Below are 25,618 nucleotides of genomic sequence, written 5' to 3' on the forward strand. Positions count from 1 at the left end.
AGCTTATGAAAAATATGGCGGCCAGACAAGAAGCAGTTTCTGTCTATACGAAAAAAGTGGGCAAGGTTAGAAATAAAAAATATTTACATGCTATTCCAATAATTGCTTTTTTTGTTTTATGGGAAGTCATTACAAGATTAAATATAAATTTTTCCATAGTAAATCCCGTTTTTTTTCCACCGCCTTCACTTATATTTCTAAATGGTGTAGAACTATTTCATTCAGGATTAATTATAGACAGTATTGTGTCGAGTACGATCCGAATAGTAATTGGCTTTGCAATCGGAGTTCTTCTCGGGGTGATTGCCGCATTATTGATAGGAAGGGTAGAGAAGATTGAATTTTGGTTTATGCCTGTCTTTAACATGATCGGTCCTATTCCAGCTTTAGCGTTGCTGCCTTTATTTATTATTTGGTTCGGAATTGGCGAAATTCCAAAAATTATATTAATTGCTTGGACAACATTTTTTCCAGTTATGACGAATACAATTGATGGAATTAAAAGTGTTCATTCTTCTTATATTCGTTCTGCATTAAGCTTAGGCGCAAATGATAGACAAATATTTAAGAAAATTATTATTCCGTCAACATTACCAAATATTTTTACTGGATGTCAAATAAGTTTAGGATTGGCTTTTTCAGCATTAGTGGTTTCAGAAATGATGGGTGCAAAAAGTGGTTTAGGGTATATTATTGTGGACGCTCGAAACTATATGAAAATTTTAAATATGTATGTAGCTATTATTTTAATAGGTATTGAATATAGTCTTTTTTCCTTGTTATTAAAAGTGATTGAGAAAAAACTATTGAAATGGAGAACAGGCGGATTTGAAAATGCTGTAGAAAAATAATAAGGGAGGAATTATAAATGAGAAAAATTTTTCTTTTTTGCCTAGTTTTTTTGACAATGTTTGCAATCGTTGCGTGCGGTTCAAACAGTTCGACAACAACTAGTGAAAATAGTAATAAAGCGAGTGATGAACTAGAAGTGAAGGATATAACATTAGTAGGGGTAAGAGATGCGCAAATTTCTTCACAACAAATCATTGCAGATAAGTTAGGATTTTTTAAGGAAGAAGGGCTAAACGTAACAAACCAATTAATTGAAAGCGGACCAGATATTGGACCTATGATTGCTGGTGGAAGTGCTCCGGTTAGTTTACAAACAAATTTTATGGATATTATTTTAGCTTCCTCAGGCGTTAAGGTGAAAATCGTAGCTCCGCTTGCACAAATTGCAGGAACACAAGCGGTTGTAGCGGGCAAGCATGCTGAAATTAATTCTCCAAAAGATTTGGAAGGAAAATCAATAGGTATTCCTAGTGGTGCTGATGTAATGATTGCAATTCAAAATATGGCCAACGATTATAATGTTGACATAAAAAAGATAAATTTTGTGAACCTAGCTCCTAGCGATGCTTTAACTGCTCTTGAAAAAGGTGATATTGATGCAATGGCTGCTTGGGAACCGTTTATAACGAAGGCTATCAACAGCGGAGGAAAACTACTATTTAGCGGTACGGTTGACAATTTTGATGAAAAAGAAAAATCTGTTGATTGGATGAGTGTTCATACAACACTGCAAGTAACGGATGATTTCCTAAAAGAAAATCCGAATACGGTAAAAGCAATTATTAGGGCTTTAATAAAAGCTACAGATTACATTAATAAGAATAGAGAAGAAGCAATTAAAATTTTAGCGCCTGAACTTCATTTAGAAGAAAGCGAGTTAAAGGAAATTATGAATAGAAATGTTTATACAATGCAAGTCGACGATTCCTTTATGAACAAAAGCAATGGTTCTGAAGTAGGAGAATATTTATTGAGTGTAGGAAATATCAAAAATATCCCAAATAAGAAAGATTATATTGATTTTTCATTATTAGAAGAAGTTGAACCGGAACTTATGAATAACAAATAACATCTCAACTTTCGCAGCTCAATTTTGGTAAATAAGCCTTGATATAATTAGGCAAAACTACAATCCATTTACGTAATTGACTTTCGATGAATTTTTTAATCTTTTGATTTACATTTTGAAGTGCATCTTCAAGAATTTCAATGAGTAGTTGAAGTGCAAAGGCCCAATCTAGTTCATCGATTTCATCACAAAGTTCATAAAAAATGCCGCCTAATGTTCGATAATCTGTACTTACTCGGTTTTGCCAAGACAAAACAATGTACCTTGTAAACACAATAGTGGTATGGCTGATCATGGAATCATAAGATCTTCCTTGGAACTCTTTTTGGAGTTTCAATAAGGATTTGACTGTTTTGAAGAATACTTCAATATCCCAACGTATCCCATAAATACGAATGATTTCTTGATCCGATAAAGTACAGTCTGTACTCAAAATAGCTAGCCACTGTCTCTTTTTATTACGATTACGGACAAATACCACTTTAACAGGTACGCCATTTGCCATCGTTGTGTGAATAGAGCGCAAAATACCCTTTTGATGTTGTGATGGTTTAGCTGTTTGGTATAGTTTTTTTAGGCTCACCCATTCACCGTTCACTTGATATCTTTGTTTTGTATCCTTCACCATTCCAATAACATCCAACCCTTGATCCACAATGGACTTGATCAAAGGCTGTTGGGTAAACCATGTATCCATTAAAACGTATGAGGCATCGATTCCTTGAGAAAGTGCCCGTTTAATCATATTGGGAATAACTTCCGGCGCTTTTTGTAAAGCTTCGACACGCCGCTTATAACCGGATGTACGCTTATCGATTCGGTTATCAATCCCATTGATTTGGGAATTCGTAGAGCTTAATAAAGCAAAATCAATAGGCAAAAATGTAGCACCATCTGACCAGCCGAGTGTAAGCATACGAAATCCTTTGTAATAACGCATTTTTTGAGAAGAATGATCGAAACAGCGAGCAAGCAGTTCAACCTTTTTACTGCGATTTCGTTCATAAGATGAGTCGTCCACGATCAGCACTTTCGGACGGTCGTGTCTCGTTAAACTACTTACCTTCATAATGGTGAAAGTACTCAAAACAAGTAAAAACCTGCGCCAATTGTATTGAGGGTTATTTAAGAAGCGATAAATAGCGTTTTTTTCCGGCAAATCTTTAGCTTTTTTACTTTGAAGAAGTCGAAACAAATTTTTGCCTTCAAAAACTAAACTAAAAACTAGCTGGAATAAATAGGCGCAGGAATAACCGAAACCCTTGTTAATTCCCACTTTCCTTAAATATTTTAAGATTTCAAGTTCATCAAATATAGCTTTTACTTCTTTTGGTAGTTGATTGTTCAGTCTGTTATTCGTTATCATAATAAGAGACACCTCACCTGCTTTTGGTAATGTTTTTTCTGGACAATTAAACTATACCAAAAGTTGAGGTGTTTTTTTTGCAAATTTTTATGTCAAGAAGTATTCGAAACAACCAACAAACCCATTAATCGTAAGGCTTAGAAATCCAATTTACTGTGAGAAAGTTGAGTAACATGAAAAAAGCATGATGGAAAAATTTTTATTTTAAATGGAGTTTGATAAAAATGATCTACGATCTTATAGTCAAAAACGGCAGCGTTGTGTTTCATGACGAAGTGAAAAAAACAAATTTAGCTGTTAAAGACGGCATTGTTGTTGAAATTGGCGATGACATTGACGGGGAAGCCGATGTCGTTTGGGATGCGGAAGGCCAATACGTTTTTCCCGGATTGATTGATGTCCATGTTCATTTCAATGAACCGGGCAGAGAGGATTGGGAAGGCTTTTCAACAGGTTCATCTATGCTTGCAGCGGGCGGCTGTACAACGTTTTTTGATATGCCGCTGAACGGTGTCCCTTCTACAACTGATCTTGAAGCTCTTCAACAAAAAGGAAAAATAGGCGAGGAAAAGTCATTCGTTGACTTTGGATTGTGGGGCGGGCTTGTTCCGGGCAATGAAAATGATTTAGCGCCTCTTGCGGAAAAAGGAGTTGTCGGATTTAAAGCTTTCATGTCTCCGAGCGGCAATAAAGAGTTCGCAGCGGTTGATGATAATACGCTCTTGAATGGAATGAAAACGATCGCCGGCTTGCGTAAAATTTTGGCTCTTCATGCAGAAGACGGCGCAATGGTGCAATTTTTGCAGAGAGAAAAAGAGCGGCAAGAAAAATTCGGTCCGGACGATTATTTACAATCAAGACCGATTGCTGCGGAATGGCTAGCTGTCAGAAAAGCCATTACATTTGCGGAACAGACCGGCTGTTCTTTGCATTTCGTTCATATCAGCAGTGCAGAAGCCGTTGAAGAAATCCAGCAAGCGAAGAAAAGAGGACTTGATGTCACTTTGGAAACGTGCCCGCATTATCTTTTGTTTGACCATGAACATACGAAAAAGCTTGGAGCGGTTGCAAAATGCGCTCCCCCATTGCGCGAATTAAGCGACCAAAAAAAATTGGTTGATTTGTTTTTAAAAGATCAGATTGACTTTGTCGCATCCGACCATTCCCCGTCGCCATGGAGCTTGAAAGAAGATGAAACGAATTTTTTCAATGTTTGGGGAGGAATCAGCGGGGGACAATTTACATTGATGGCGATGATCGAACTATCGGTTCGCTATCGCATTCCTTTTCCGAAGCTGATTCATTGGACATCTGCTAGACCCGCCAAACGATTTGGATTGGACGGGAAAAAAGGGGAAATTGCAAAAGGAAAAGACGCAGATTTTGTGATTATAAGTTTAAAAGATTCCTTCACAGTCGAGAAAAACAGTTTGCTTCAAAAACACAAGCATAGTTTATATGTCAATCATACATTTCCTTGCAAAATCTTTGCGACATTTCAACGGGGGAAATTGGTATTTGACAACGGGCGCATACGGGCTTCCAAGCCTCTTGGCCAATGGCTGAAGTTATGATGGAAAGGGTAAGGGGGCTGTCTAATAAGTCGATTTTCCGGCTTATAGACGCCCCTTTAATGTTTTAGAAACGTTGATATATCAATGTTTATAATGTTTCGCTTTCAATGGATTTTGACTTTCTGGACAGCTTTTTTTTGAACGTTTTCCGTATCCTCCATTTTGCAATCATGTTCCGTGAAAAGTTTTCAAAAAATTTTTTAGCACGTTATCTGCAGCCTTAAAGGACTTGTCGGAAAACCGAAACAGGAAGTTTGGTTAGGCAAATAAAAATGTGAACAGGGGATCTGCGAATATTGAGGTTGGCCCAATAAATAAATGAATAGGTCAGTCTTACGAATTTGTTCAGCTTTTTTGCCGAGTGACAACAGGTTCGAGGTCTCCAAAAAATCGCATAGGTGCCTTCTCCTAAATCGTTACCTTTTCTTTAGAAAATTCAGGAAGAAAGAAGGTGAGGATTGCTGAAATGACTAATATGATTATTGAAAAATAAAAAGCAACATTATAATTCCCGTGGTAACTGTATAGTAAACCCGGCACATAGGCTCCTAGTGCTGATCCAATTTGGTGGCTGAAAGATAGCCAACCAATGATAAAACCAACAGAGTGTTGTTTAAAGTATTGCGTGACCAACAATTGCGTAGGAGCAACAGTGGAAAAATCAACCAATCCAAAAACGATAGCGAAAATAATTAAAAGCAGAGGGTTATAGCTATAGAATAGAATAAACAACGATAATGCCCGTATAACATATAGACAGATGAGCATTTTTCGACTGCTCCAGCGATCTGCTAACACACCAGAAAATAGTATTCCTACAATATTAAAAGCAGCCAATATAGTTACTGCTGCACTAGTCGCACTTGTTGGAACTCCACACAACTGGGCATAAGGGATAAGATGTGTATCCATTAAACCTGTAGTGGTAAAACCGCAAACGCTAAATGGTAAAATCAAGAACCAAAATTGTTTTTTACGAAAAGCATCCCAAATTGAAAAATCATTGAATTTACTTGGCTGTTCAGTTGTGCTTTCTTCTTGATCCATTCCGCCAATTGGCAACATACCTTTTTCATTAGGATGGTTTCGTAAAATTAACAGGACAATTGGAAACACAACAATCATTAAAAAACATCCCAAGATGATGACCGTTGCTTTCCAATTCAACCATTGAATTAATAATAGAGATCCTGGTACCAACAGCATTTGTCCGGCTCCAAACCCTGCTTCGACAATCCCTAAAGCAAATCCTCGTCTTTCATTAAACCAGTTTGTAACGACTACTGTTGCAGCCACGTTTGATGCTCCGCCAACCCCAAGTGATACAAATATGGCATATAGAATAAACAATTGCCATGGATGATGGACAAAAGCTGTTAATAGAATACTAACTGCCACCAAAAAAGTACTGACAGAAAGGATTATACGAGGCCCAAATTTATCAACTAACCTTCCTATAAATGGTTGGGAAAGTCCATAAACGATAAAGCTTAATGTCGAAATTAGCGATACCGTCCCTCTGTCTATTGAAAATTCCCTTTCCCAAGGTTCGACAAAAGCCCCGAAAGAAAGACGAACACCTTGAACGGCTAAAAGAGATAAAAACGTGACAAATAAAATAACCCAAGCATAGTGAAATCGTAACATCATTTTAGTTTAGTCTCCTAACTTCAAAATTTTAAAGATTCAATATTTTTTCTATTCTACCGAATTGGATGTTTAAGTCAAGCCATTTTTTCCAATATTTTTCTCCGTCAATCGCGACAAAAATCAGTTCATATTCCGAGATGGTGGTTATTTTACAGAAGACGGTCTCAATGATTTGAATATGCCAACTGTCGTCTCACCCAATCGTGCAAAAATCTCTGTTGAACCGATGCAAATCAAAGGATTGGCAAAGTTTCCCTGGAAATAATCAATCAAGCATTAAAAATGAAATGCGTATATAACACTTTTTTGGGGTTTTTATCTTCACTATGAGGAATTGCAAGCAATACGAAAGAGAGAAGTTTGTTTGACGTCTGGAGGCCATTATTTATCATACAGCCAAATTGCCAATTATTTATGTTTCAAAAGAGCCGTGCCAACAATGATTGAACGTGCGGAAAAAGAAAATAGCGGAAAGAAAAACAGAAAGCCTCTTCTGCCTTTAAATGGGTAAAAGAGGCTTTGTCTTTGTTTGTGCATTTACAATTGCTTCACGGTTTTTTTCGCTAATCATATGATCATTTGTTAAAAGTGTGCCGTCTGAGTCGATTGCGATTCATTTCATTAGCATTTTTCCACTGGCGTTAGGAATTTCACTACATCGTCAACAGCTTCACAACTTGTTTTGTCCGTTCATGACTATTTATATCGGATTCAATTTTGCCGTTTTTCACGCAGTTTATAAATTCTTCTACTTCATAATACATCGTTTCAAATTTATGTTCCACGGTTAAATCTTTTATTTCACCGTTTCGATATTTGATGACAACTTTCTTCGGATCACTGATTTTGTCAATTTCAATAACACCTTTTTCTCCTTGGATCTCACTAGGGAAAAAGGAGTCTGTTATTTTGGAATACATTACGACTGCTTCAAAATTATCATAATTTAAAATCATACTTCCTTGACCGTCTGCACCGGTGGATAAGTAATAGTGATTTTTTACTATGGATTTTGGTTCGCCGACTAGATGAACAATTGGTGCTAAGCAGTATACACCCAAATCCATTTTCGAACCGTTTCCTAATTCCGGTTTAAAGGCGTTTTCAATAATTCCTTCTTTATATTTATCATATCGTGAAGAATATTGATTGTAATGGAAAACAAATCGTCTGATCGGAGCGATTTCGTCAAGATGTTTTTTTAAATTTAAAAAGGTCGGCGTAACGGTTGATTTCATCGCTTCCATAAACATGGCATTGTAAGTTTTGGCTGTTTGAATGACCTCATCCATTTCTTGCACGGACGTTACTGCCGGCTTTTCGCAAAGAACGTGAATTCTATTTTTCATGGCCAAAATACTTTGTTCGGCATGGAATTTGTTGGGGGATGCAATATAAACGGCGTCAATATTGCCGCTTTGAAACATTTCTTCAAGGTTGGTGTACACGTGTTTTATTTGATATTTTTCGGCAAACATTTTTGCTTTTTCCATTGTTCTCGAATAAACAGCGCCGAGGGAAAATTCCGGGTGTGCGCTTGCAGCTTTTATAAAATGGTCGGTAATCCAGTTTGTTCCTATAATACCAAATCTCATAACGAATCCCACCTTTATTGTTCATATTTGTACATGAATATCATATTATAACATGTTCTGCAGCAGCTTTTTTCGACTATCTGTTTTTTGAACTAACTTAAAACTCCATGTCAATAAAGACCAAAACATACTAACATAGTAAGAGCTGTCTGAAAAGTCCCGAAAAAAAGAGTAAACGACAGTTTCTTTGCCATCTGCTTTTCTGTTTTGATCGAATTTCTGAAAAAGATAAACAGGCATTCAGAGTGGGAGCAACCCAACTCGCTTGGTCAATCGGACCGACCATTACATTTATACTGGCCGTATTTTTAGTGCCCTTAGGATTGTTCGGTTCGGGATTGCCTTGGCACCGAACACGCAAGCGGGAAATTGAAAAAGAACGGTATGGAATTTTGGAAACGGAAGAAAAAGTTACGAATATTTAGAGAAGTTGCTTCACGACTTGCTTAAGCAGCTTGGTAATCCTTTGTCTCGCATCGTGTGAGTAAAATGTTTGTGGGAGAAATTCTTAGAATTCCCCGATGAGGGGGTTGGGAACGTAGGTTCGCAATCCCCCTCATCGGGGCCACCAAGCAAAGCGCGGTAGGATCCCAAGCAGGAAACATGAAAAAAGGACTCTCTCCCTGGTAAGATGTTCATTGACCACACCACAAACAGGAGGAGAGAGTCCCATGAATATTCAACAACATCTTACCACAAATTCGTTGACATGGAAAGAGATCGAACTTGATTTGTTTCGAGCCCTGCAAAACGCCTTCGCTGAGCTGTTTACGGCTCTGTTGGAGGACATCGACCGACAATTGGCGGAAACCCGGGACAAGCGCCGGTACCACTTGAAAGACAAACGACGCACCACGATTCAAACCCTGTTTGGCGAAGTTACCTTTGAGCGAAACTACTATTTAGACCGAGAACAAAACCGTTACACGTTTTTGCTTGACTCCTTTTTAGCGTTTGATGGATCACAGTCAATCAGCCCTTGTCTAGAAGAAACAGCGGTGGGATTGGCTATGGAGTGCTCTTCCTATCGCAAAGCGGCTCATACGCTTGCCCAGATGGTCGGGTATCCGGTGATGAGCCATGAGGCGATCCGCCAGTTGGTGCTCGAGGCTGAAGTTCCGCTGCACTGCCCGGTTGACCAGCGATATGGACGGGTGCTGTTTGTGGAGGCCGATGGACTGTTTGTCTCTCGCCAAGGGAAGGGAAAACGGGCCAAGGAAGACAAAATCCTGACCGTTCACGAAGGGTGGAAGCGCAACGGCTCACGGATCGAATTCGTGAATCAGCGCCATTACGTCCATGAGGGCAAGAGGGAGGTGTGGGAAGGCTTCGAGGAATTTTTGATGAACGAATATGCCTATGATCCGTGTCGGGATCTTCTTGTCATCAACGGGGACGGCGCTCCATGGATTACCGCATGCCGGGAGTATTTCAAAGGACGGGTCTGCTTCCAATTGGATCGATTCCACGTGGCGCGTGAGTTGCGCCAATGCCTCTCGGGCCATCCACGGTGGCAGGCGATTCGGCAAAAGCTGGCGAAGCAGGATGAAGAGGGGTTGCTTGTGGAACTGAACAGCGCCCTCGGCACGCTGGGGGACGAAGCGAAAGAACAACAGCTGGCTGCCTTGATCCACCGGATTGAATCGATGCCGGGATGCATCCGTGATTACCGGGAATGGCTGAAGGAGCAAGGAGTGGACACAACGGGCATGTATCCGATGGGGAGGGCTGAAAGCGTGATGAGCCAGCTGGCGTATCGGGTGAAATACCGCCGCAGTTGGACAGACAAGGGACTCAGGACGTTTTTCAAGGCAATGATTGCCCGGATGGATGGGATTCGTCTTTTCGGACGTCGTTTCGGAGAAGAATCGTCGCATCCGGCGGAGGAAACGGCATCTACCAAACAGACGATCGTGAACAAGGCGAAACAACGCGTCCGCCGTCTTCTTCAGGAGGTAACGCGGAAACAAGCCATATTTACAGCAATCGTCCGGGTCTCCGATCTATCATGCCCTGTCTGAACTCAAGGGATGGTAAAAAAAGGTATACATATCGGTCTGTCATGGCAAGGGATGAGAGTCCGAAAGCGCTTACGGATGAAATTCAAAAAAATGGTTCGCCAATCTATGACTTACACCTGTTTTCAGCGAACCAAAAAAGTTCCCACAAAATCTTGACTGACTCAAGCGGACACATAAACATTGGTACCGTCAAGAATTTTGTGTAATGTAAGATAGATAAGGTATCTCTGAAATGGATTTAGAATAGAGGGGGGATATTTCCTCCACACAAGAGACTGAATATTCAGTCTCTTGTGTGGAAAGGGAGAATCCCCTTATTTTGTTTATTTACAATATTTGGTTAATGATAACGTTCTTCAAACATTCGCTCGAGGGCTTCATGCGCTTCGGCAAATCCTCGCAACTTTCGCCCTGCCCATTTCTCATTAAAATCTTGAATGGTCAAATACACGATTTTTTCAGCGGCTTCTAAACTATTCAAACTGTTCATCGGTTTTAGGCGTTTCCGAATCTCCTTGATCGTTCGTTCGATGGCATTGGTCGTGTAAATCACACTTCGAATACTGCTTGGATAATCCATAAATGTAAGGAGGACATCCAACTCATTGGCCCAAGATTGGACTTCCCTTGGGTACTCGCGAGACCATTTGGATTGAAACTGTTGAAACATCTCCAATGCGATTTCTTTATTCGGAGAACGATAAATGAGTTTCAGATCCTCCGCCATTTCGAATTGGTCTTTTTTCCGAACACGACTGAGCGTGTTACGGACTTTGTGAACGACACAACGCTGTACATCGGCTTTCGGATACACCGCCTTAAAGGCTTCCTCTAGACCCGGTAGTCCATCGAATACGCCCAGAAGCACTTCCTTGACGCCTCTTTTGTAGAGGTTTTGAAGAATTTCCTGCCATACATAGGCACTTTCTTGTCCTCCCACAAAGAAATCAAGAATTTCGCGATACCCTTCTTCATTCACCCCTAACACCACATAAATGACTTCTTTCTCCACGGTTTCGCAACGAAGTTTTGCGTATAAGCCATCCAAATATAAGACCGAATAACGCTTGTGTAGAGGGCGAGTGTGCCATTTCTCGATGTCTTCCTTCACGACATCGGTAATACGACTGATTGTTGCGGGAGAATAGGCATTGCCTAAAATTCGTTCAATAAACTTGCCAATTTCACGCGTACTCATGCCACTTTGATACATCCTGATGATGGCTTCCTCCAGCCAGCCGGTGTGGCGTTGGTAAGGAGCGAACAATTGGGTTTGAAATTCTCCGTTTCGGTCTCTAGGGACCAAAAGACCTTCAATCCGGCCATATTGCGTATCTAGATTTCGTTGATAGTAGCCGTTTCTCATATTTGATGTTCCGGCCTGTTCTATTTCGAGGAAATTCTTGATTTCTTCCCGCATGATCAGTTCTAATTTTTCCTTTACAAACTGACGAATGACACTTTCCAGTTGATTTGCCCAGTCGACATTCGGTATACTTCTTTTAGACATAGGTAGGGTTCTCCTTTCTCTGGAATGTGTTGTGGTCCAAATCAGAGAATACCCTACCTTTTTTCTTTTGGTCTAGCAAAATGCTTTACACAAAATTTTATACATCATCTGCTGGTTAGCCAGCAGTTTTTTGTAAACATACTGTGCTCGTTTCCAATCCGCCGCTTATGTTTAGTTTTTTTTTCATTGGTTTATACTAACAAAAGCAGTTTAATCACACTAAAGGGAAGTTGAGGTTCGTGAAAAAGATATGGAATCTTTATGTTCACGATATGAAGCAAATAGCAACAAACTGGGTAGCGGCGGTATTGGTAGGCGGATTGCTTCTTCTGCCATCGCTTTATGCGTGGGTGAATATCGAAGCTTCTATTGATCCGTATGCCAACACGAGAAACATTAAAGTAGGAATTGTCAATGAAGACAAAGGGGCAAAAATTCAAGGACATGCGTTTAACGCCGGAAAAGAAATTGTTAGGGCGCTACGAAACAATCATGACTTAGGCTGGAAATTTGTTGGCAAACAAGAAGGAATGAAAAACGTCCGCTATGGCGATTATTTTGCGACGATCGTCATTCCAAGCGATTTTTCAGAAAAATTGGCTACCATTGTGCAAGATAGGCCGGAGCAGGCCGTCATTCATTACTATGAAAATGACAAAAAGAACGCGATTGCGCCGAGAATCACATCCAAAGGAGCAAGCACCATCACCGAGCAAGTAAGCGATCAATTTGTCGCTGTTGTCAACAGCGTTTTGTTTTCTATCTTTCATGAAGCGGGGGTGGCATTAGAACAACAGCTGCCAGATATTCGCCATTTTGAGACCCTGATTTTTCAGCTGCAGACGAAGCTGCCGGAAATCAAGCGGCTGTTAAACCAATCGATGTCCGACGCGAAAGAGGCGGAACGGCTCGTCAATAAAGCGGAAAAAACGCTTCCCGAAGCGAAACGGATCGTCAACAGCGGCATTGCGTTTCTTGATGAAATGAATCAGTTTTTCACGAAAGCGGAAGCAAAAGCAAAGACATTGACGCCGCAAATCACGGAAAATTTGCGTACGCTGCAGCAAATCGCCATGTCCATCTATGCCGTAACTAACAAGCTGCAAGAAAACCTTTCCCTTGCCCAGCAGCGGCAATGGCTTTCCGACGTCCAGAGCATGGCCGCAGCTGGGGAACAAATGGCAGATGAAGCGCAAACACAGCTTCGCATATTCAATAACATGATCGAAAAGCGAGCTTTCTCTCGCACGGCTTCCGCCAATATGGAACAATTGTCCGGCCGTCTGACAGGCATAAAATCCAATTTAAGAGAAGCACAACGCCTTGCCAAGTTAGCGTACGAGCAAAGTGAAAACGGGGCGCAGCTAGGCAACCATCTTCTCACCGACCTAAATGAGCGGGCGGCAGCTGCGGTAAAGCAAGTCGATCGGGTGATGAATGAATACGAGCAACATATCGCACCACTCATGAAAGAAAAAATGAACGAAACGAAGCAGACGCTTCAAGACGCCCGCCGCATACTCGCGGACATCGCCAACACCATTCTGGAATTAGAGCGGTTTCTTCAGCACGCCGGCAGCGGTCTCAAGCAGGGGGAAGAAATGTTGCAGACGGCAAGCGATCAGTATCCGTTTCTTGCGCGGAAAGTCAACGATATCGCTTCCTTTCTTGTAAAATTGAAAAAAGAGACAAACATCTACGACATCATTCGTTTATTAAAAAATGATCCAAGAGCAAAAGGTGAATTTTTGGCCCATCCCGTCGACTTAAAGACGCATAGATTGTTTCCGCTTCCGAACTATGGATCGGGGATGAACCCGTTTTATACCGTCTTGTCCATATGGGTGGGCTGTCTGCTGTTAGTGTCGTTACTTTCTACCGAACCTTATGAGGCAGAAGGGTATACCAGCAGAGAAATTTATTTTGGCCGGCTGCTGACGTTTTGGACATGCAGCAGTATTCAGGCGCTTATTGTCACGTTAGGAGATGTATTTCTTTTAAAGAATATTTATATTCATGACTCCGGCTGGTTCATCCTCTTTGGGCTGTTATGCAGCTTTGTGTTTATTGTCATTGTCTTTACGCTCGTATCAGTATTCAGCGACGTCGGCAAGGCGCTGGCCATCGTCCTGCTCGTTTTCCAAATCGCCGGAGCAGGGGGGACGTATCCGGTTCAGCTTATTCCGGAATTTTTCCAAAACATCAACCCGTTTTTGCCGTTTACGTATGCGATTGATTTGATGCGCGAAGCAGTCGGCGGCATTGTGTGGGGAAAAGTGAAAAACGATGCGGTTCGTCTCATGATGTTTGCCGTCCTGGCTCTCTTATTAGGTACGCTTCTGAAAGAACCGTTGAACAAATACATGCATTCGCTGCATGCGAAAGCGAAAAAAAGCGGATTGTTTCATTAAACCATGCGGCATAGGCAAAATGACCGCCTGGCTTTTTTGTTTATATCCGATGACGCCATCGATGGGAAACAGAAACAGCCAGCGCGGATATGGACGCTGTTTTAAAAAAAATAGATTCGTTACGGCGGAAGGCACGGATTTGATTCGTGCCTTTTTTCATGACGAAGTTGCAAATGATTTGACAAATGAATGCATGTATAATATCCATCTTGGAATGAGGCTTTGAAAACGAACCGGACCAAACGGTATAGAGGCTAACTTTAGTGGGCTACACCATTAAAGACATCGCGTTGAGGGCTGGTGTTTCGAAGTCGACGGTTTCGCGCATCATTTCGGGAAAAGGGGTTGCAAGTCCAGAGACGCGTGAAAAAAGTATTAAAGATGAAGGAGCTGCAGTATAAACCAAATGCCTTGGCAAGGGCGATGGTTTCGCAGCGAACGAACAATATAAGCGTAGTGGTTTATCATTCACGTTCTCCAATGGCTTCGATCCTATAATTTTTCTTGAAACATGCTCATTTTCCTGCTTTTCCAAAAGTTTGTTATTCTACAGTAACAGATAGTTAAAGATGGAAACTTCTTGTATACTAAATACGTATAACCATTACGTCGATGGATTGTCTTTGTTTAAGGGGGATAGAGAAATCATGAATGGAGAGCCCGGAAAAAGAATCTCCGAACGAGCGCTATCGGTATGGCGGATATACGGCATGATCGGATTGGCCGTTTCTTTTATCGTCTTTGCGGCTATCATTGTCCTTATTATCGTTTTTGACGGACCGAAATGGATTATTCCGATGCTGATTATTATATTGATTGGAGTAGGCTATTTTTTTATCTTCTTTATTCCCGCATTGCGTTGGCGGAGATGGCGTTATGAAGTGCGTGAACAGGAAATCGAGATTCAAAAGGACTGTTTGTCGTGAAACGTACATTGATTCCAATGATTCGGGTCCAGCATGTTGATTCAAGTCAAGGGCCATTATTAAAAAAATACAGACTGGCATCCGTCACCATTTCCACTGCCGCAACGGTGCATGAAATTCCGGCACTTGATGAGGAGGAAGCGGAGGAGCTGCGTTATTCTATTTCCAGATTGGCGAGGGTGGCGGATGAAGATGTCTAAGAAAAAACGACTGCACCCCATTTCCGTTGTAGCCAATATCGTAAAACAACTGAAAGACGCGATTTTACCGATCATTCTCGTCATTATTGTCGGGAATAAAACGATTTCCTCTATGTGGGATATCGCCGTGCCGTTTGCCATTATCATTTATACGATTGTCATTGGAATTGTTTCTTGGATTCGCTTTACCTATCGTTTGGAAGAAGGGGAATTGCGAATCGAATATGGCGTTTTTGTAAGAAAAAAACGGTACATTCCTTTTGAACGCATTCAAGGCATTTCCATATCACAAGGCTTTCTGCAAAGAATGTTTGGAGTTGTAAAAGTAAATGTAGAAACAGCTGGCAATCAGCTGGGAGAAGCGGAGGGCTTGTCTAAAAAGTCCATAAAAACAGAGCGAATGGAGAAAACAATGAGTTTTTCCATTCGCTCTGTTTCCTTATTTTTGAAATTGGTTTGGGAATTTGCGGCCCATTTCAGTATGTTGTGGGCCATTGCCACAATCCCGAATTCTGTTCGGACTTTATGAAGCCCCCGTAACAGAAATCGAGTGAAACGCAAATTGCCCTTGATGTTACCGAACACACTTTCGACATCCACTTTACGCTTCGCATAAAGAGCTGCCTTTTGTTCGTCACCAAGAGCTGCTTTGGCTTTCGCTTTCATTTCTTCATAAATCGTGTTCCAATATACTCGACGATTTCCTTTGGCTTTCGTACACCCATTCTTCAACGGGCAATCCGTACAATCTTCACACTCGTACACTTTCAAATCTTGTATGTATCCAGATGCATTTTTTCTTTTTTGATAATACTTGAATACGACTTTCCGATTGTTCGGACAGATAAAGCAATCGTCTTCTTCGATGTATTTCCAGTTTTGTACTTTTGATAAATCCTTTTTAAACTTTTTACTTTGTTCCTTCAAATAGGTTTGGTATGGGGCTAATAATTCAAAACGAGGTTCTTTTTCTTCGCCAATCGCATATAAATAGTTTTCTTCACTCGCATATCCTGCATCGGCAATGACATACTTGAGTTTCTTTTCCTTCGGCATCGATTCCAATAACTTTTCCATAAATGGTTGGAAACAGCGAGTATCTCCTGGATTTTGATAAATTTCAAATCCCACGATAAATTGATGTTGTGTGGCGAGTTGAACATTATAACCCGCCTTGAGTTGGCCGTTTTTCATATGGTCCTCTTTCATTCGCATAAAAGTGGCCTCATGGTCGGTTTTCGAGTAGCTATTTCGTTCACCTAGAATCTGTTTTTGTACTTTGTATTTTCGTAATCGTGGAAGATAATCCGTTTGAATCGTTTTCAGTTGTTTGGTGAGTTGGGATTTTTTAGAGCGAAGTTCTTTTTTTCTTTCTTTGTCTTCTTCCTGTTTATAATCTTTTTCCAAAGCTTCTATTCTCTCAGAAAGTTGTGCCGATGATTTTTCTAATTCTTCTTCTAATTGTTCTTCTTTTAATTCCTCCAAGGCGATTTGGTGCGCTTCTTGTAGAAACGATTGAATTTTGGCTCGTAGTTTCTGATCATATTTTTCTACGGATTTTCGCCATACAAACGTATATTTGTTGGCATTCGCTTCTATTTTCGTACCATCCACAAAAATATGGTCGAGGTCGATAAGTCCTTGTTCTACTAGTTGAAGGACAAATTGTTCAAATACAGAATCCATCATGTTTGACATACGAACACTACGAAAATCATTTATTGTGCGATGGTCAGGGGTTTGCAATCCCGCCAACCACATCATCGGAAGATTTTCTTTCACCATTTGCGCTATTTTCCGACTTGAATAAACATTTTGAGTGTACGCATATAAAATCACTTTCAATAACATTTTAGGGTGATAGGGTGCACGACCCCCACCAACATAATGAGTATACAACACTTCATCCGGAATCGATTCCACCATTTCATCCACTAAACGGGCGACATGATTTTCAGGAATATACATTTCGATATCTAAAATGCTCATGACTTGACGATTGCAATAAGGTTGGAAAACTAGTTTTTTGCGTTTCTTATTCTTTTGAACCTCTATTTTTTGAATACCCTCTAGAGTCATTTCTAATTGCGTGTTATAATTTTCTTGAATAGTCATTTGATTATTCATAAGAAATCGTCCTTTCTGTAGAATGTTTTTTGGTCAATTTCATTCTATAAAAAAGGACGATTTTTTTGTACCCTAAAAACAGAAAAAAGGGCTGAGCCCAAGGTCGATTCAATCGACTTTTCGGACAGCCCCATCGTTGCCTTTGATCATTTCTCCGTTTTCGTTTACAAAAATGAGGCGAGCTTATATCATTTATCCACCTTTTTCGATTTAAAGATGAAGCTCGTTTCGCCGACTGATTACATTGAAAAGTATAAGCAATATGTACAAAAAACATTCGGCATTGATATTGAACAGCAGGAAAGTGTTAGGATTTTCTTGAAAATGAAAGACTGGTCGCCGCTTCCGCATAGTAAAATGAATTACATGCCTTTAAATAATTATAAAAAAACCCTCGTATTACCGACTGTTCAATCGCTGCTCAATAACGAAAAAGAGCAACGTCAAAGCAAGCAAAAAAATAATCACCAGTCGTACAAAACAAAAAAGAAAAATCCATCAAACTGTTCCAATAAACACAAAGTAAACGATCGGACTCAAAGTATAAACACTGCCCTTGCGGATCAGTTGAAAAAAATATATCGACAAGAAAAATAATAATCTCTGTTAAGCGTTAAAGCGTTTCCTTCATTTTTTCAAAAGAAGCTTTTGTTTGAGAGAATTTACCCGTGCCCCCATCAAGTGTAGGGAGATGGTGGGGGCATGTCATGAAAGAATAGAGAGGAGATCAAATAATGGCAAAAGTACTCATCTCGCCCCTCGGTAAAGGGATACGGGAAAAAGAAAAAACAACCGCTGGAGGAAAATACATAAAAACTACTTATAAATTTGCAAACAGTGATAAGGGGTATGACACTTCGTTTATCACATCGGCATTAAGTGAACATCTGCAATTGGATAAAATTTTTATGATTGGAACGGATCAGTCGATGTGGGAGGAAGTTTATTATTATTTTGGTGAAGTAAAAGAAAATTCGTATGGAGAAGACGTGTACTTAGAACTTGATGAAAAAAAATCAAAGGGAACGCTAACGGAAGCAGATCTGACCTGTGTCAATGAAGCGATTGACCGTTATTTGAAAAAAATGAACCCTTCAGCAACTGGGGGATCTTGTTGCAAGCTGATTCAAAATGGAAAAAATACAGAAGAGATTATAAAAAATTTTCTGATCTTTATGGAATTTAGCCAGCTTATCAAGCCCGGTGATGAAGTGTATTTAGACATCACTCATTCCTTTCGTTCGATTCCCCTGTTTTTGTTTGTGTTGATTGACTTTGTGCAAACCTTGCGAAAGGACGAAAACATTCAGCTGTCGGGTGTATACTATGGCATGTTGGAAGCAAAAAACGATAATGTGACTCCTGTTGTTGATTTGAAGGCGTTGTTTGAAGTGACCCAATGGACTCGGGGGGTTTATGAATTTATTCATTATGGTCATGCGGATCTTTTCGCTGAGTTAATCGATCATGAGAGTTATAAAGAAAGCTTAAAACATATATCCAATTTGGCGGATTTAAACCACATTAAAAGTTTAAAAAGTAAAGTGGATCAATTTCGCTCCAATTTTGAAAAAGGATACGAGCATAAAAACGGTCTACCAATTTTCCCGTACCTTAAACCACATTTGAATCGTTTTTTTGATTATTTTAAAGGAGCTGACACTGATGCCAAATTCCAATTCCAATTGGCAAAGTGGTTTTTTGATCATAAACGGTATGCCAACGGTTATATTTGTCTAGCAGAATCGATGATTACCCATGTGGCCTATGTTTATAGCAAAGTGGAAAGAAACTTAGATGTTGGGAAACGTATAGTTCGGGATAACATTAAAAAGTTGATTAATCATTATTTACAAACAAATTCAAACGAGCATTATCAGAAAATGCATAAACTTTACAAATGTGTTTCTAAATTTCGCAATGACATCGCCCATGCCGGGTTTTTATCTGAAAATAATAGCGAAGATGTCATCACTAAAGCCCATCAGTTCATTAAAGAAACAGAGAAACTTTTTTTCTCAAGTAATGGAAAGAGATTAATTGAGCAGCTCCCCCGTGAGTATCCTTATTCCACACTACAAACCCAGAGGAGTCGTAGCAAATGAAAGTATTGGTTATCATGTCACACAAGTTAACAGAAGGACAAAAGCAGGAACTTTGCCAGCGGTTCAACGCTGAATCCTTCATCGATTTTCCTGAACCCTTAAAAAAGCAATGGATGAATATTCCGCCTGTTGGTCCGTGGCAAAACGAATTCCTAAAAGAAATCAAAGAATGGTTAACCAACCAGCTGGCAAAGGGGGATAAAGTGATCGTTCAAGGGGAATTTGGCGCCACTTTTTCCCTTGTTTATTGGCTCAAAAAGAACGGTTATGCGGTGTATTATGCCACAACGGAAAGAAAAGTCGTTGAAGAAGTAAAGCCCGACGGCACAGTAGAAACGATACGCCGCTTTCAACACGTCTGTTTTCGCGAATATCCCGACATCGATTAGATGCAAAAAATGTCATACCGGTGTCGTCGACCTCCAGTCGTAGGGGGTCGACGACAAAATGAAAAAAAGAGAAAACAGCTGAAATTTATTAAGTTTAAAAGAAAATACGGTTTTACAAAAGTCAAGAGAAAGTCAAGAGAATTAGAAGAAGGAATTTTCAAATCATGTCGAATGTTGATTTATCAAGCAATTTTAGGGTTTAGATCTTAACTATAAGGAATTGAAACTGCTATTTGCCGCCATTCGTTTTTGTACCGTCATCAGTTTTTATCTTAACTATGAGGAATTGAAACCCGTCCGACATCGCTTATGGTGAAGGAGTTACAGAGTTTAATCCTAACTAAGATCCGTCTGAAGAAATAGTCGTGTACGAAACACCCCATTTTTAACTAAGCTGCCTTGTATGCGAATGCTCTGCAGTCGCAGGGATAATCACAGATCATCAACAACATCACTATTACTTGACTGTTATACGAATACAGCTCTTGTTGGAACTTCAATTACACCTTTATAGTTTTTTGTATTTTCCACTCTGGAAGTAAAGCTAAGTCAATTTTAGTCTGTATCCTATTGACTGCCTGAGAGGTTATAGCAAATGTTCCACCTGGATCTGCATGGCCACCAAAAAAAACTATTTTAAGAAAAAGATAGACTAAGAGTAACTATATCCAAAACTCGGGGGTTAATCCGATCTTTTTAAAAACTTGCAACTCCAAATACTTTCCAATTAAACCTAGATAATCAGCAAAATACTCATCTTCATCTAGGATCGTTATTCCTGCGTCTATTGAGTCCTTATTTAAAATACCTCGAATATAGTAACCCGAGCCAATACGCTCCAATTCTTCTTCTCATCGTATATTACTCTAATCTCTAACTCATCTAAAATTGTAAAACCGATTGAGACAGGATAACTTTTTCCTACTTCAATTTCATAGGGACATACAGAAGAGAAGCCTGTAAATTCAATTCCTTCCACCTCTAAGGTGACTTCCTTCTTCTATATGCGGGTCTAATCTTTTAACTAATGCAAAATACTCCATCTCTAACCCCCTCTTCTTACTCAACAGAATTGATTATCGGAATGTTTTTGCCGTTTATAGTTTTCCAAAACTTCTTGCCACTTTGAGTATGATAAGTGGTAATTCACTATTATTGTTCGTACCTACAAACTCAAATTTAGTTTTACCATCTCTGTTGTTACCCATAAATTTCACGTATCCTGTTCTAGTCTCTCCTTTATATTCAAATTGTACCTTAATTCAGTATACCCAAATTTGGTGTTTAGTCTACTTGACCTTAATTTTATTGTCCAGTTAAGAGTCGACGAGGATAAAGCCAAAGCCGTACAACGAGTGTTTGAGTTAAGAGAGCAACATAGAGAAATGTACAGTAAATCTATCAATCATAGGGAGTGTCTATAATGGCTAGACGTTTTGATAAGTGGTCGAGGAAGGAAAGGCGGTCGCTCAAATCGCAAGACAACTCGATATTTCACCAAAAACTCTTCATAAATGGGTCGCAGATTATAAAAAAGATGCCGAACATAGTTTTGTCGGAAGCGGAAACCTTAAACCAGAAGATCAAGAAAAGCGTGAACTTCAAAAGCGCATTCGGGATCTGGAGGAGGAAAACACCATCTTAAAAAAGGCCATGAGCATCTTCGCCAAAAACCAGAAGTAATTTATGAATTCATTCATACGCATAGAAAGGAGTTTCGTGTGGCGAAGATGTGCGAAGTCCTAGGTGTTTCAAGAAGTGGATATTATACATGGGTCAAACGCTCAGAAAGTCAACAAAAGAAAAGACAGGAAGCGTTGAAAAAGCAAATCAAAAAGATTCACATCGAGTCAAGAGAAACGTATGGCAGCCCCAAAATCACAAAAATCCTTCAGAAGCAAGGGGTTGAGGACGGTCGCCAGAATCATGAAAGATGGTGATATTCGTTCAAAAACAAAGAAAAAATATAAGGCAACCACGAACTCGAAGCATCATTGGCCGGTGTATCCGAACTTATTAAATCAGCAGTTTGAAGCAGATGAGCCGAATCAAGTATGGGTGGCGGATATTACGTATATTTGGACGAAAGAAGGCTGGTTGTACTTAGCCTCCATCATGGATTTGTTTACTCGTAAAATCGCAGGCTGGTATCTTTCTGAGCGTATGACAAAGGAGTTATCGGTCCATCCATCAGCGAAGTCCTCAGCCTGGTCTGATTCACCATTCGGACCAAGGGGGCCAGCATGCATCGAATGAATACCAAACCATGTTGAGGCAATACGGCATACAGACGAGCATGAGTCGAAAGGGAAACTGTTATGACAACGCATGTGCCGAATCGTTTCACAGCATCATGAAAAAAGAACTCATTTTCCACGAAACCTTTACGACAAGGGAAGAAGCGAAACAACGGATTTTGAATACATTGAGTATTTTTATAATGCCGAGCGAATTCATTCCGCTAATGAGTACATGTCCCCGATCCGGCAAGGCAAAAAGCAGCAACGTTTCTCACCATAAGTTACGATATATGGGACATCTTTCCTCTTGAGAAGAGGAATGGTTTACCAAACCGTTCTCCTTCTCAAGAGGCCACCAAACGAAGTGCGGTAGTAGGATTTTAAATTTTTCTCGATTTTACGTGTCTATTTTCTTGACATAATACCATTTGACCCTTATGAGTCAGAGCCTTATTCCCGTATAAAATACCTATATTTAGATTACTTTAACTTCTAAAAAGTCACATCCTGTTATATTATTTTTCTTTATTAGTTCTCTAAGTTCTTCTGATATGAATATTGGAATTTCATCACCCTTGAGTTTAATAATATGCTTTGATTGTATCGCCTCCTTACATAAAGCATATTTTTTTATACTATATATACTTTCACCATCAAGTTCAAATACACTATAATCTGAATTTTCTAAGTTTAATGCATCGACAACATTCAAAATGTTAGCTACCGAAAAACCTTTTAAAATTTTGTTTTCACCTTTAATCACTACATTTATAGGCAGATATTGTATACCATCATCTACTTTCTCTAAAATCGCTTTAAATCTTTCAGAAACTATAAACCACCCTAAATTGTTTGCTAAATAATCTGTTAATCTTTCTCCTTCTTTAGGGTCAAAGTAAAAGGTGATTTCGCTATTCCAATTATGAATATACTTACCTTCCGATAATTCATATTGTTCAAATCCCTTTGTATCTATACAGTATGCTACTACATCTCTATCATCACTATCATCCATTAGCAACTTATAAAATCTCATTATTTCTTCCTCCAATAATCTTTATAAAGCATCTCCGGGTTCTTTCTAATTTCCTGTTTTAATTGTTCGAATAATCTTAAAAATTTCCTTTTATCCCCCTTAGCTATTTTATCAAAAGTTCTAATATTGCTTAACACATACTCGTGATAAGCATTTGGATGTCTTCCCTGATGAGGTAGTAATTCTATATTCCAAACGTCATCCAAATCTAGTCCATATTTTTTCGTTATAGCCTCTATTTGTGGAGTATATTTTTTACTTTTATTAGTAGCATAATGATGTTTTTGTAAAGGTTTACCCGTACCCTTAGTGCTAAGTTCAACGCCATCGTTGCCTGCTTTACCTCCGCCTAGATTTAACCCCGTCTTCTCACTTAGATAAGCTCGAACTTTATTCTCCAATCCATTGGTGTTTTCGACCGGAACTTTAACGTTCCCAATCCCTTCCATGGCAAATCCCATTTGCCGGTCAGGGATTGAATTTTTCAGATTGGTCAGGGCGTTGTCTACGAACCGGGCGGTTTTCAGTGCACTGTTTGCGCTTTTGTTTTTCAAATGGTGCGGGATTTCTTTTGCCAAGCTTTTAGCATTTCTAATGCGGGGGAATATGCCTTTTTCCGCACGAACCACCATATCCCGGACAGATGATTTGGACTGCAAACCCGTTTTCGTCGCTAATAATTTTAGATCACTGGCTTCTCTTAGATGGAAAAAACGGGCGGCGCTGCTGAATGTGAAAAGCCCCTTTACGCCAGGGACGATATCCAATGGAGAAAGGACACCACGGAATACTCGTTCGTCTGTTTTCAACTCTCTCCCTGAAATCCAGTCTTTTCCGGAAACGGCTGAACTTAATTCCAGTGTACCATAAGCTGCCCCCAATGCCATCCCTGCTGGCGGACAAATGAAAGAAGTGCCTACTATGACAGCAAGTGCTGTTATTTGCCCCCAAAACTCTTTGTTCATCTGCCCGTCTTTGATCGATTCATACTGGAAAGCTTGGGAATTCAATGCTTTCTGTATATATTCCTGTTTCGAAAAATTTGCTTTAGGGTTCAGTTCTTTCCATGAAACGTATTCCCGTTCTATCAACTTAGCATAGTAGTTGCTGCCACTGAACAGATCTTCCAGTCCAACTTCCGCTTTCGGCACGTCGATTGTTTGTTGTGTGCCGTATGCTCCGGAAGCGACAACTGTTTTTTTGGCACCAATGTGATTTTTCGTTTTGATCTTTGATATGGATAAGTTGTGCATCGCTTCCACAAAAGCATCGATCTCTTGATAAAACAGATCATCGATGGTGCGGTCAACAATTTCTCCGACACGGCTGCTAAAGCGGTGCAAGACGAGATAATCTTCATATAATTGTTGATATTGTTTTTTTCGGTCTGTGTGGGTGAAAGAGATGACACCATCTGTGTCATATTTGGCGATGTCTGCTTGAACGTCTTCGAGAAGATCGTTTAGATCTTTTAATTTATCAATCATGCCTTTGCCCCATACACCGAGACCGACCAGATCGCCAATACCTTTCTTCGTCTTTTCCCATTCAGAAGGGATATACTTGACATCCACTGCCTTCATGCCTCCGATTGAAACGAAATGGATTCCAACATGTGGAACAGCTTTCTGTTTCATTATAAGAGAAAATATGAAACTTTTGGTAAACAGAAAGAAAAAAAGGGAATTTTAAGTAAAAACTACCAATCATTTTTCAGATCATGTTCTTATTTTAGGTCATAGGAACCGATCGAATAGACCTAAACCAATTTTTCCAGAATGAAACGTTAAAAATATGGTCTCACTCTTCCTTCAATTGAATGAGAAGGGAATGAGCCGGATGTTTACTTTATTAAAACAGATGGATCAGGTAAAATGGTTGATACAACATGGATTTCATTGTCGGCAGGCAAACTTTGAAATCTGTTTTAAACGGAAATAAAAAAGAGTCGTCGACCCCCAATCGTGCAAAAATCCCCGGGGATCGACGACTCTTTTAAATCTCCATTGAGCCCAAGCAAATCAAAGATTTGATAAAAATTCCACTTTTCGCTAAAATAAAAATAACCAGTCAAGCATTAAAAATGAAATGCTTATTTAACAACATTTTTTGGGGTTTTTATCTTAACTATGAGGAATTGAAACACAACATGTGTAGTATGCATGACAAATATCAAAAATGTTTTTATCTTAACTATGAGGAATTGAAACAAAGGATCAGCTTCAAAAGCTATTTATCACATCGTCGTTTTTATCTTAACTATGAGGAATTGAAACAACAGAAATCGCGCGGAATCCGTTTTAGTGCAAAAAATGTTTTTATCTTAACTATGAGGAATTGAAACACAGCATGGCTGATGATATGGATTTTGTAATTGAAGTTTTTATCTTAACTATGAGGAATTGAAACATGCTCGTTCTAGGGCAAAATCGAAAGCATGACGACGTGTTTTTATCTTAACTATGAGGAATTGAAACGAGACAGAAACAAATTTACATGCGCTTCCTGTTCCGTTTTTATCTTAACTATGAGGAATTGAAACAACAG

Annotated in this window: 18 protein-coding genes, 5 pseudogenes and 1 CRISPR repeat array (1 of these 24 running past the window's edge); of the genes and pseudogenes, 14 read left to right on the forward strand and 9 right to left on the reverse strand. The window is 39.6% G+C overall.

From position 1 onward, the window contains the following. Window positions 1–5: 5 nt before the first annotated feature. Window positions 6–851 carry an ABC transporter permease gene (locus NSS70_RS08490; RefSeq protein WP_339195139.1) on the forward strand — a complete coding sequence of 282 codons (846 nt, stop codon included), beginning with the start codon at window positions 6–8 and terminating at the stop codon, window positions 849–851. Window positions 852–868: 17 nt separating this feature from the next. Further along, entirely contained in the window at window positions 869–1,921 is a 1,053-nt protein-coding gene (locus NSS70_RS08495; RefSeq protein ID WP_066249026.1) for an ABC transporter substrate-binding protein, read from the forward strand. Between the two features lie 4 nt (window positions 1,922–1,925). Here the strand turns inward: NSS70_RS08495 and NSS70_RS08500 are convergent, their stop codons facing one another. Beyond that, window positions 1,926–3,287 carry an IS4 family transposase gene (locus NSS70_RS08500; RefSeq protein ID WP_094245809.1) on the reverse strand — a complete coding sequence of 454 codons (1,362 nt, stop codon included), beginning with the start codon at window positions 3,285–3,287 and terminating at the stop codon, window positions 1,926–1,928. Window positions 3,288–3,511: 224 nt separating this feature from the next. On the opposite strand from NSS70_RS08500, the gene NSS70_RS08505 reads away from it, so the two are divergent. Further along, window positions 3,512–4,861 carry an allantoinase gene (locus tag NSS70_RS08505; protein WP_339212499.1) on the forward strand — a complete coding sequence of 450 codons (1,350 nt, stop codon included), beginning with the start codon at window positions 3,512–3,514 and terminating at the stop codon, window positions 4,859–4,861. Between the two features lie 408 nt (window positions 4,862–5,269). Here NSS70_RS08505 and NSS70_RS08510 read toward each other — a convergent pair whose 3' ends face one another. Beyond that, entirely contained in the window at window positions 5,270–6,511 is a 1,242-nt protein-coding gene (locus NSS70_RS08510; RefSeq protein WP_130158205.1) for an MFS transporter, read from the reverse strand. Window positions 6,512–6,845: 334 nt separating this feature from the next. Here NSS70_RS08510 and NSS70_RS08515 point away from each other — a divergent pair, with 334 nt between their 5' ends. After that, window positions 6,846–7,022 carry a hypothetical protein gene (locus NSS70_RS08515; RefSeq protein WP_165381953.1) on the forward strand — a complete coding sequence of 59 codons (177 nt, stop codon included), beginning with the start codon at window positions 6,846–6,848 and terminating at the stop codon, window positions 7,020–7,022. On the opposite strand, the gene NSS70_RS20845 is transcribed toward NSS70_RS08515, so the two are convergent. Both NSS70_RS20845 and NSS70_RS08520 read right to left on the reverse strand, forming a co-directional pair. Continuing rightward, the gene (locus NSS70_RS20845; protein ID WP_130158207.1) at window positions 7,011–7,124 is read right to left on the reverse strand and encodes an HAD hydrolase family protein; all 114 of its coding nucleotides are present in this window, start codon (window positions 7,122–7,124) and stop codon (window positions 7,011–7,013) included. The genes NSS70_RS08515 and NSS70_RS20845 overlap by 12 nt on opposite strands. Window positions 7,125–7,164: 40 nt before the next feature. Further along, a complete protein-coding gene (locus NSS70_RS08520) occupies window positions 7,165–8,106 on the reverse strand; it encodes a Gfo/Idh/MocA family protein (RefSeq protein ID WP_063386903.1) in 942 nt (313 codons plus the stop codon). Between the two features lie 245 nt (window positions 8,107–8,351). Between NSS70_RS08520 and NSS70_RS08525 the strand changes: the two genes are divergently transcribed. Both NSS70_RS08525 and NSS70_RS08530 read left to right on the forward strand, forming a co-directional pair. Next, on the forward strand, window positions 8,352–8,531 hold the full coding sequence (locus NSS70_RS08525; RefSeq protein WP_340881292.1) for a hypothetical protein: 180 nt from the start codon (window positions 8,352–8,354) through the stop codon (window positions 8,529–8,531). A 246-nt stretch (window positions 8,532–8,777) separates the two neighbouring features. Then, a pseudogene (locus NSS70_RS08530) lies at window positions 8,778–10,143 on the forward strand (ISLre2 family transposase). A 324-nt stretch (window positions 10,144–10,467) separates the two neighbouring features. On the opposite strand, the gene NSS70_RS08535 reads toward NSS70_RS08530, so the two are convergent. After that, window positions 10,468–11,637, reverse strand: a complete 1,170-nt coding sequence (locus NSS70_RS08535) for an IS256 family transposase (RefSeq protein WP_339199677.1) — start codon at window positions 11,635–11,637, stop codon at window positions 10,468–10,470. A gap of 239 nt (window positions 11,638–11,876) precedes the next feature. On the opposite strand from NSS70_RS08535, the gene NSS70_RS08540 reads away from it, so the two are divergent. The 4 genes and pseudogenes from NSS70_RS08540 to NSS70_RS08555 form a co-directional block, all read left to right on the forward strand. After that, window positions 11,877–14,048: a YhgE/Pip domain-containing protein gene (locus tag NSS70_RS08540; protein WP_062679142.1), complete on the forward strand. Its 2,172-nt coding sequence runs from the start codon at window positions 11,877–11,879 to the stop codon at window positions 14,046–14,048. A gap of 263 nt (window positions 14,049–14,311) precedes the next feature. Further along, complete coding sequence (locus NSS70_RS08545) at window positions 14,312–14,449, forward strand: LacI family DNA-binding transcriptional regulator (RefSeq protein ID WP_233504918.1); 138 nt, start codon at window positions 14,312–14,314, stop codon at window positions 14,447–14,449. A 246-nt stretch (window positions 14,450–14,695) separates the two neighbouring features. Beyond that, window positions 14,696–15,174: pseudogene (locus NSS70_RS08550) on the forward strand (PH domain-containing protein). A gap of 112 nt (window positions 15,175–15,286) precedes the next feature. Continuing rightward, window positions 15,287–15,493, forward strand: a pseudogene (locus NSS70_RS08555) (PH domain-containing protein); the annotation flags it as partial. Between the two features lie 29 nt (window positions 15,494–15,522). Here NSS70_RS08555 and NSS70_RS08560 read toward each other — a convergent pair. Next, window positions 15,523–17,301 carry an IS1182 family transposase gene (locus NSS70_RS08560; RefSeq protein WP_339195154.1) on the reverse strand — a complete coding sequence of 593 codons (1,779 nt, stop codon included), beginning with the start codon at window positions 17,299–17,301 and terminating at the stop codon, window positions 15,523–15,525. Window positions 17,302–17,517: 216 nt separating this feature from the next. On the opposite strand from NSS70_RS08560, the gene NSS70_RS08565 reads away from it, so the two are divergent. The 3 genes from NSS70_RS08565 (at window position 17,518) to csx20 (ending at window position 19,795) form a co-directional block, all read left to right on the forward strand. Beyond that, window positions 17,518–17,898, forward strand: a complete 381-nt coding sequence (locus NSS70_RS08565; RefSeq protein ID WP_339195156.1) for a hypothetical protein — start codon at window positions 17,518–17,520, stop codon at window positions 17,896–17,898. Window positions 17,899–18,035: 137 nt separating this feature from the next. Beyond that, on the forward strand, window positions 18,036–19,406 hold the full coding sequence (csx2, locus tag NSS70_RS08570; RefSeq protein ID WP_339199690.1) for a TIGR02221 family CRISPR-associated protein: 1,371 nt from the start codon (window positions 18,036–18,038) through the stop codon (window positions 19,404–19,406). After that, complete coding sequence (gene csx20, locus NSS70_RS08575) at window positions 19,403–19,795, forward strand: CRISPR-associated protein Csx20 (RefSeq protein WP_339195163.1); 393 nt, start codon at window positions 19,403–19,405, stop codon at window positions 19,793–19,795. Before csx2 ends, csx20 begins: the two co-directional genes overlap by 4 nt. A gap of 662 nt (window positions 19,796–20,457) precedes the next feature. Here csx20 and NSS70_RS20850 read toward each other — a convergent pair. After that, window positions 20,458–20,838, reverse strand: a pseudogene (locus tag NSS70_RS20850) (hypothetical protein). A gap of 400 nt (window positions 20,839–21,238) precedes the next feature. Here NSS70_RS20850 and NSS70_RS08585 point away from each other — a divergent pair. Continuing rightward, window positions 21,239–22,315, forward strand: a pseudogene (locus NSS70_RS08585) (IS3 family transposase). Between the two features lie 195 nt (window positions 22,316–22,510). Here NSS70_RS08585 and NSS70_RS08590 read toward each other — a convergent pair. Together NSS70_RS08590 and NSS70_RS08595 are read right to left on the reverse strand one after the other, a co-directional pair. Further along, window positions 22,511–23,071, reverse strand: a complete 561-nt coding sequence (locus tag NSS70_RS08590; RefSeq protein ID WP_340881301.1) for an imm11 family protein — start codon at window positions 23,069–23,071, stop codon at window positions 22,511–22,513. Further along, window positions 23,071–24,654, reverse strand: coding sequence for an AHH domain-containing protein (locus NSS70_RS08595; protein ID WP_340881303.1), 1,584 nt, complete (start codon window positions 24,652–24,654; stop codon window positions 23,071–23,073). The genes NSS70_RS08590 and NSS70_RS08595 overlap by 1 nt, the downstream gene beginning before the upstream one ends. Window positions 24,655–25,185: 531 nt before the next feature. Then, window positions 25,186–25,618: a CRISPR direct-repeat array (repeat unit 30 nt; unit sequence GTTTTTATCTTAACTATGAGGAATTGAAAC); it runs 858 nt beyond the window's last position.

The sequence above is a fragment of the Aeribacillus sp. FSL K6-2848 genome (assembly GCF_038004325.1).
In the GTDB taxonomy this organism is placed as follows: domain Bacteria; phylum Bacillota; class Bacilli; order Bacillales; family Aeribacillaceae; genus Aeribacillus; species Aeribacillus composti.

Coding starts and splice junctions, on each gene's coding strand:
- NSS70_RS08490 (WP_339195139.1), top strand. CDS start 6: ATGAAAAATATGGCGGCCAGACAAGAAGCAGTTTCTGTCTATACGAAA.
- NSS70_RS08495 (WP_066249026.1), top strand. CDS start 869: ATGAGAAAAATTTTTCTTTTTTGCCTAGTTTTTTTGACAATGTTTGCA.
- NSS70_RS08500 (WP_094245809.1), bottom strand. CDS start 3,287: ATGATAACGAATAACAGACTGAACAATCAACTACCAAAAGAAGTAAAA.
- NSS70_RS08505 (WP_339212499.1), top strand. CDS start 3,512: ATGATCTACGATCTTATAGTCAAAAACGGCAGCGTTGTGTTTCATGAC.
- NSS70_RS08510 (WP_130158205.1), bottom strand. CDS start 6,511: ATGATGTTACGATTTCACTATGCTTGGGTTATTTTATTTGTCACGTTT.
- NSS70_RS08520 (WP_063386903.1), bottom strand. CDS start 8,106: ATGAGATTTGGTATTATAGGAACAAACTGGATTACCGACCATTTTATA.
- NSS70_RS08535 (WP_339199677.1), bottom strand. CDS start 11,637: ATGTCTAAAAGAAGTATACCGAATGTCGACTGGGCAAATCAACTGGAA.
- NSS70_RS08560 (WP_339195154.1), bottom strand. CDS start 17,301: ATGAATAATCAAATGACTATTCAAGAAAATTATAACACGCAATTAGAA.
- NSS70_RS08565 (WP_339195156.1), top strand. CDS start 17,518: ATGAAGCTCGTTTCGCCGACTGATTACATTGAAAAGTATAAGCAATAT.
- csx2 (WP_339199690.1), top strand. CDS start 18,036: ATGGCAAAAGTACTCATCTCGCCCCTCGGTAAAGGGATACGGGAAAAA.
- csx20 (WP_339195163.1), top strand. CDS start 19,403: ATGAAAGTATTGGTTATCATGTCACACAAGTTAACAGAAGGACAAAAG.
- NSS70_RS08590 (WP_340881301.1), bottom strand. CDS start 23,071: ATGAGATTTTATAAGTTGCTAATGGATGATAGTGATGATAGAGATGTA.
- NSS70_RS08595 (WP_340881303.1), bottom strand. CDS start 24,654: ATGAAGGCAGTGGATGTCAAGTATATCCCTTCTGAATGGGAAAAGACG.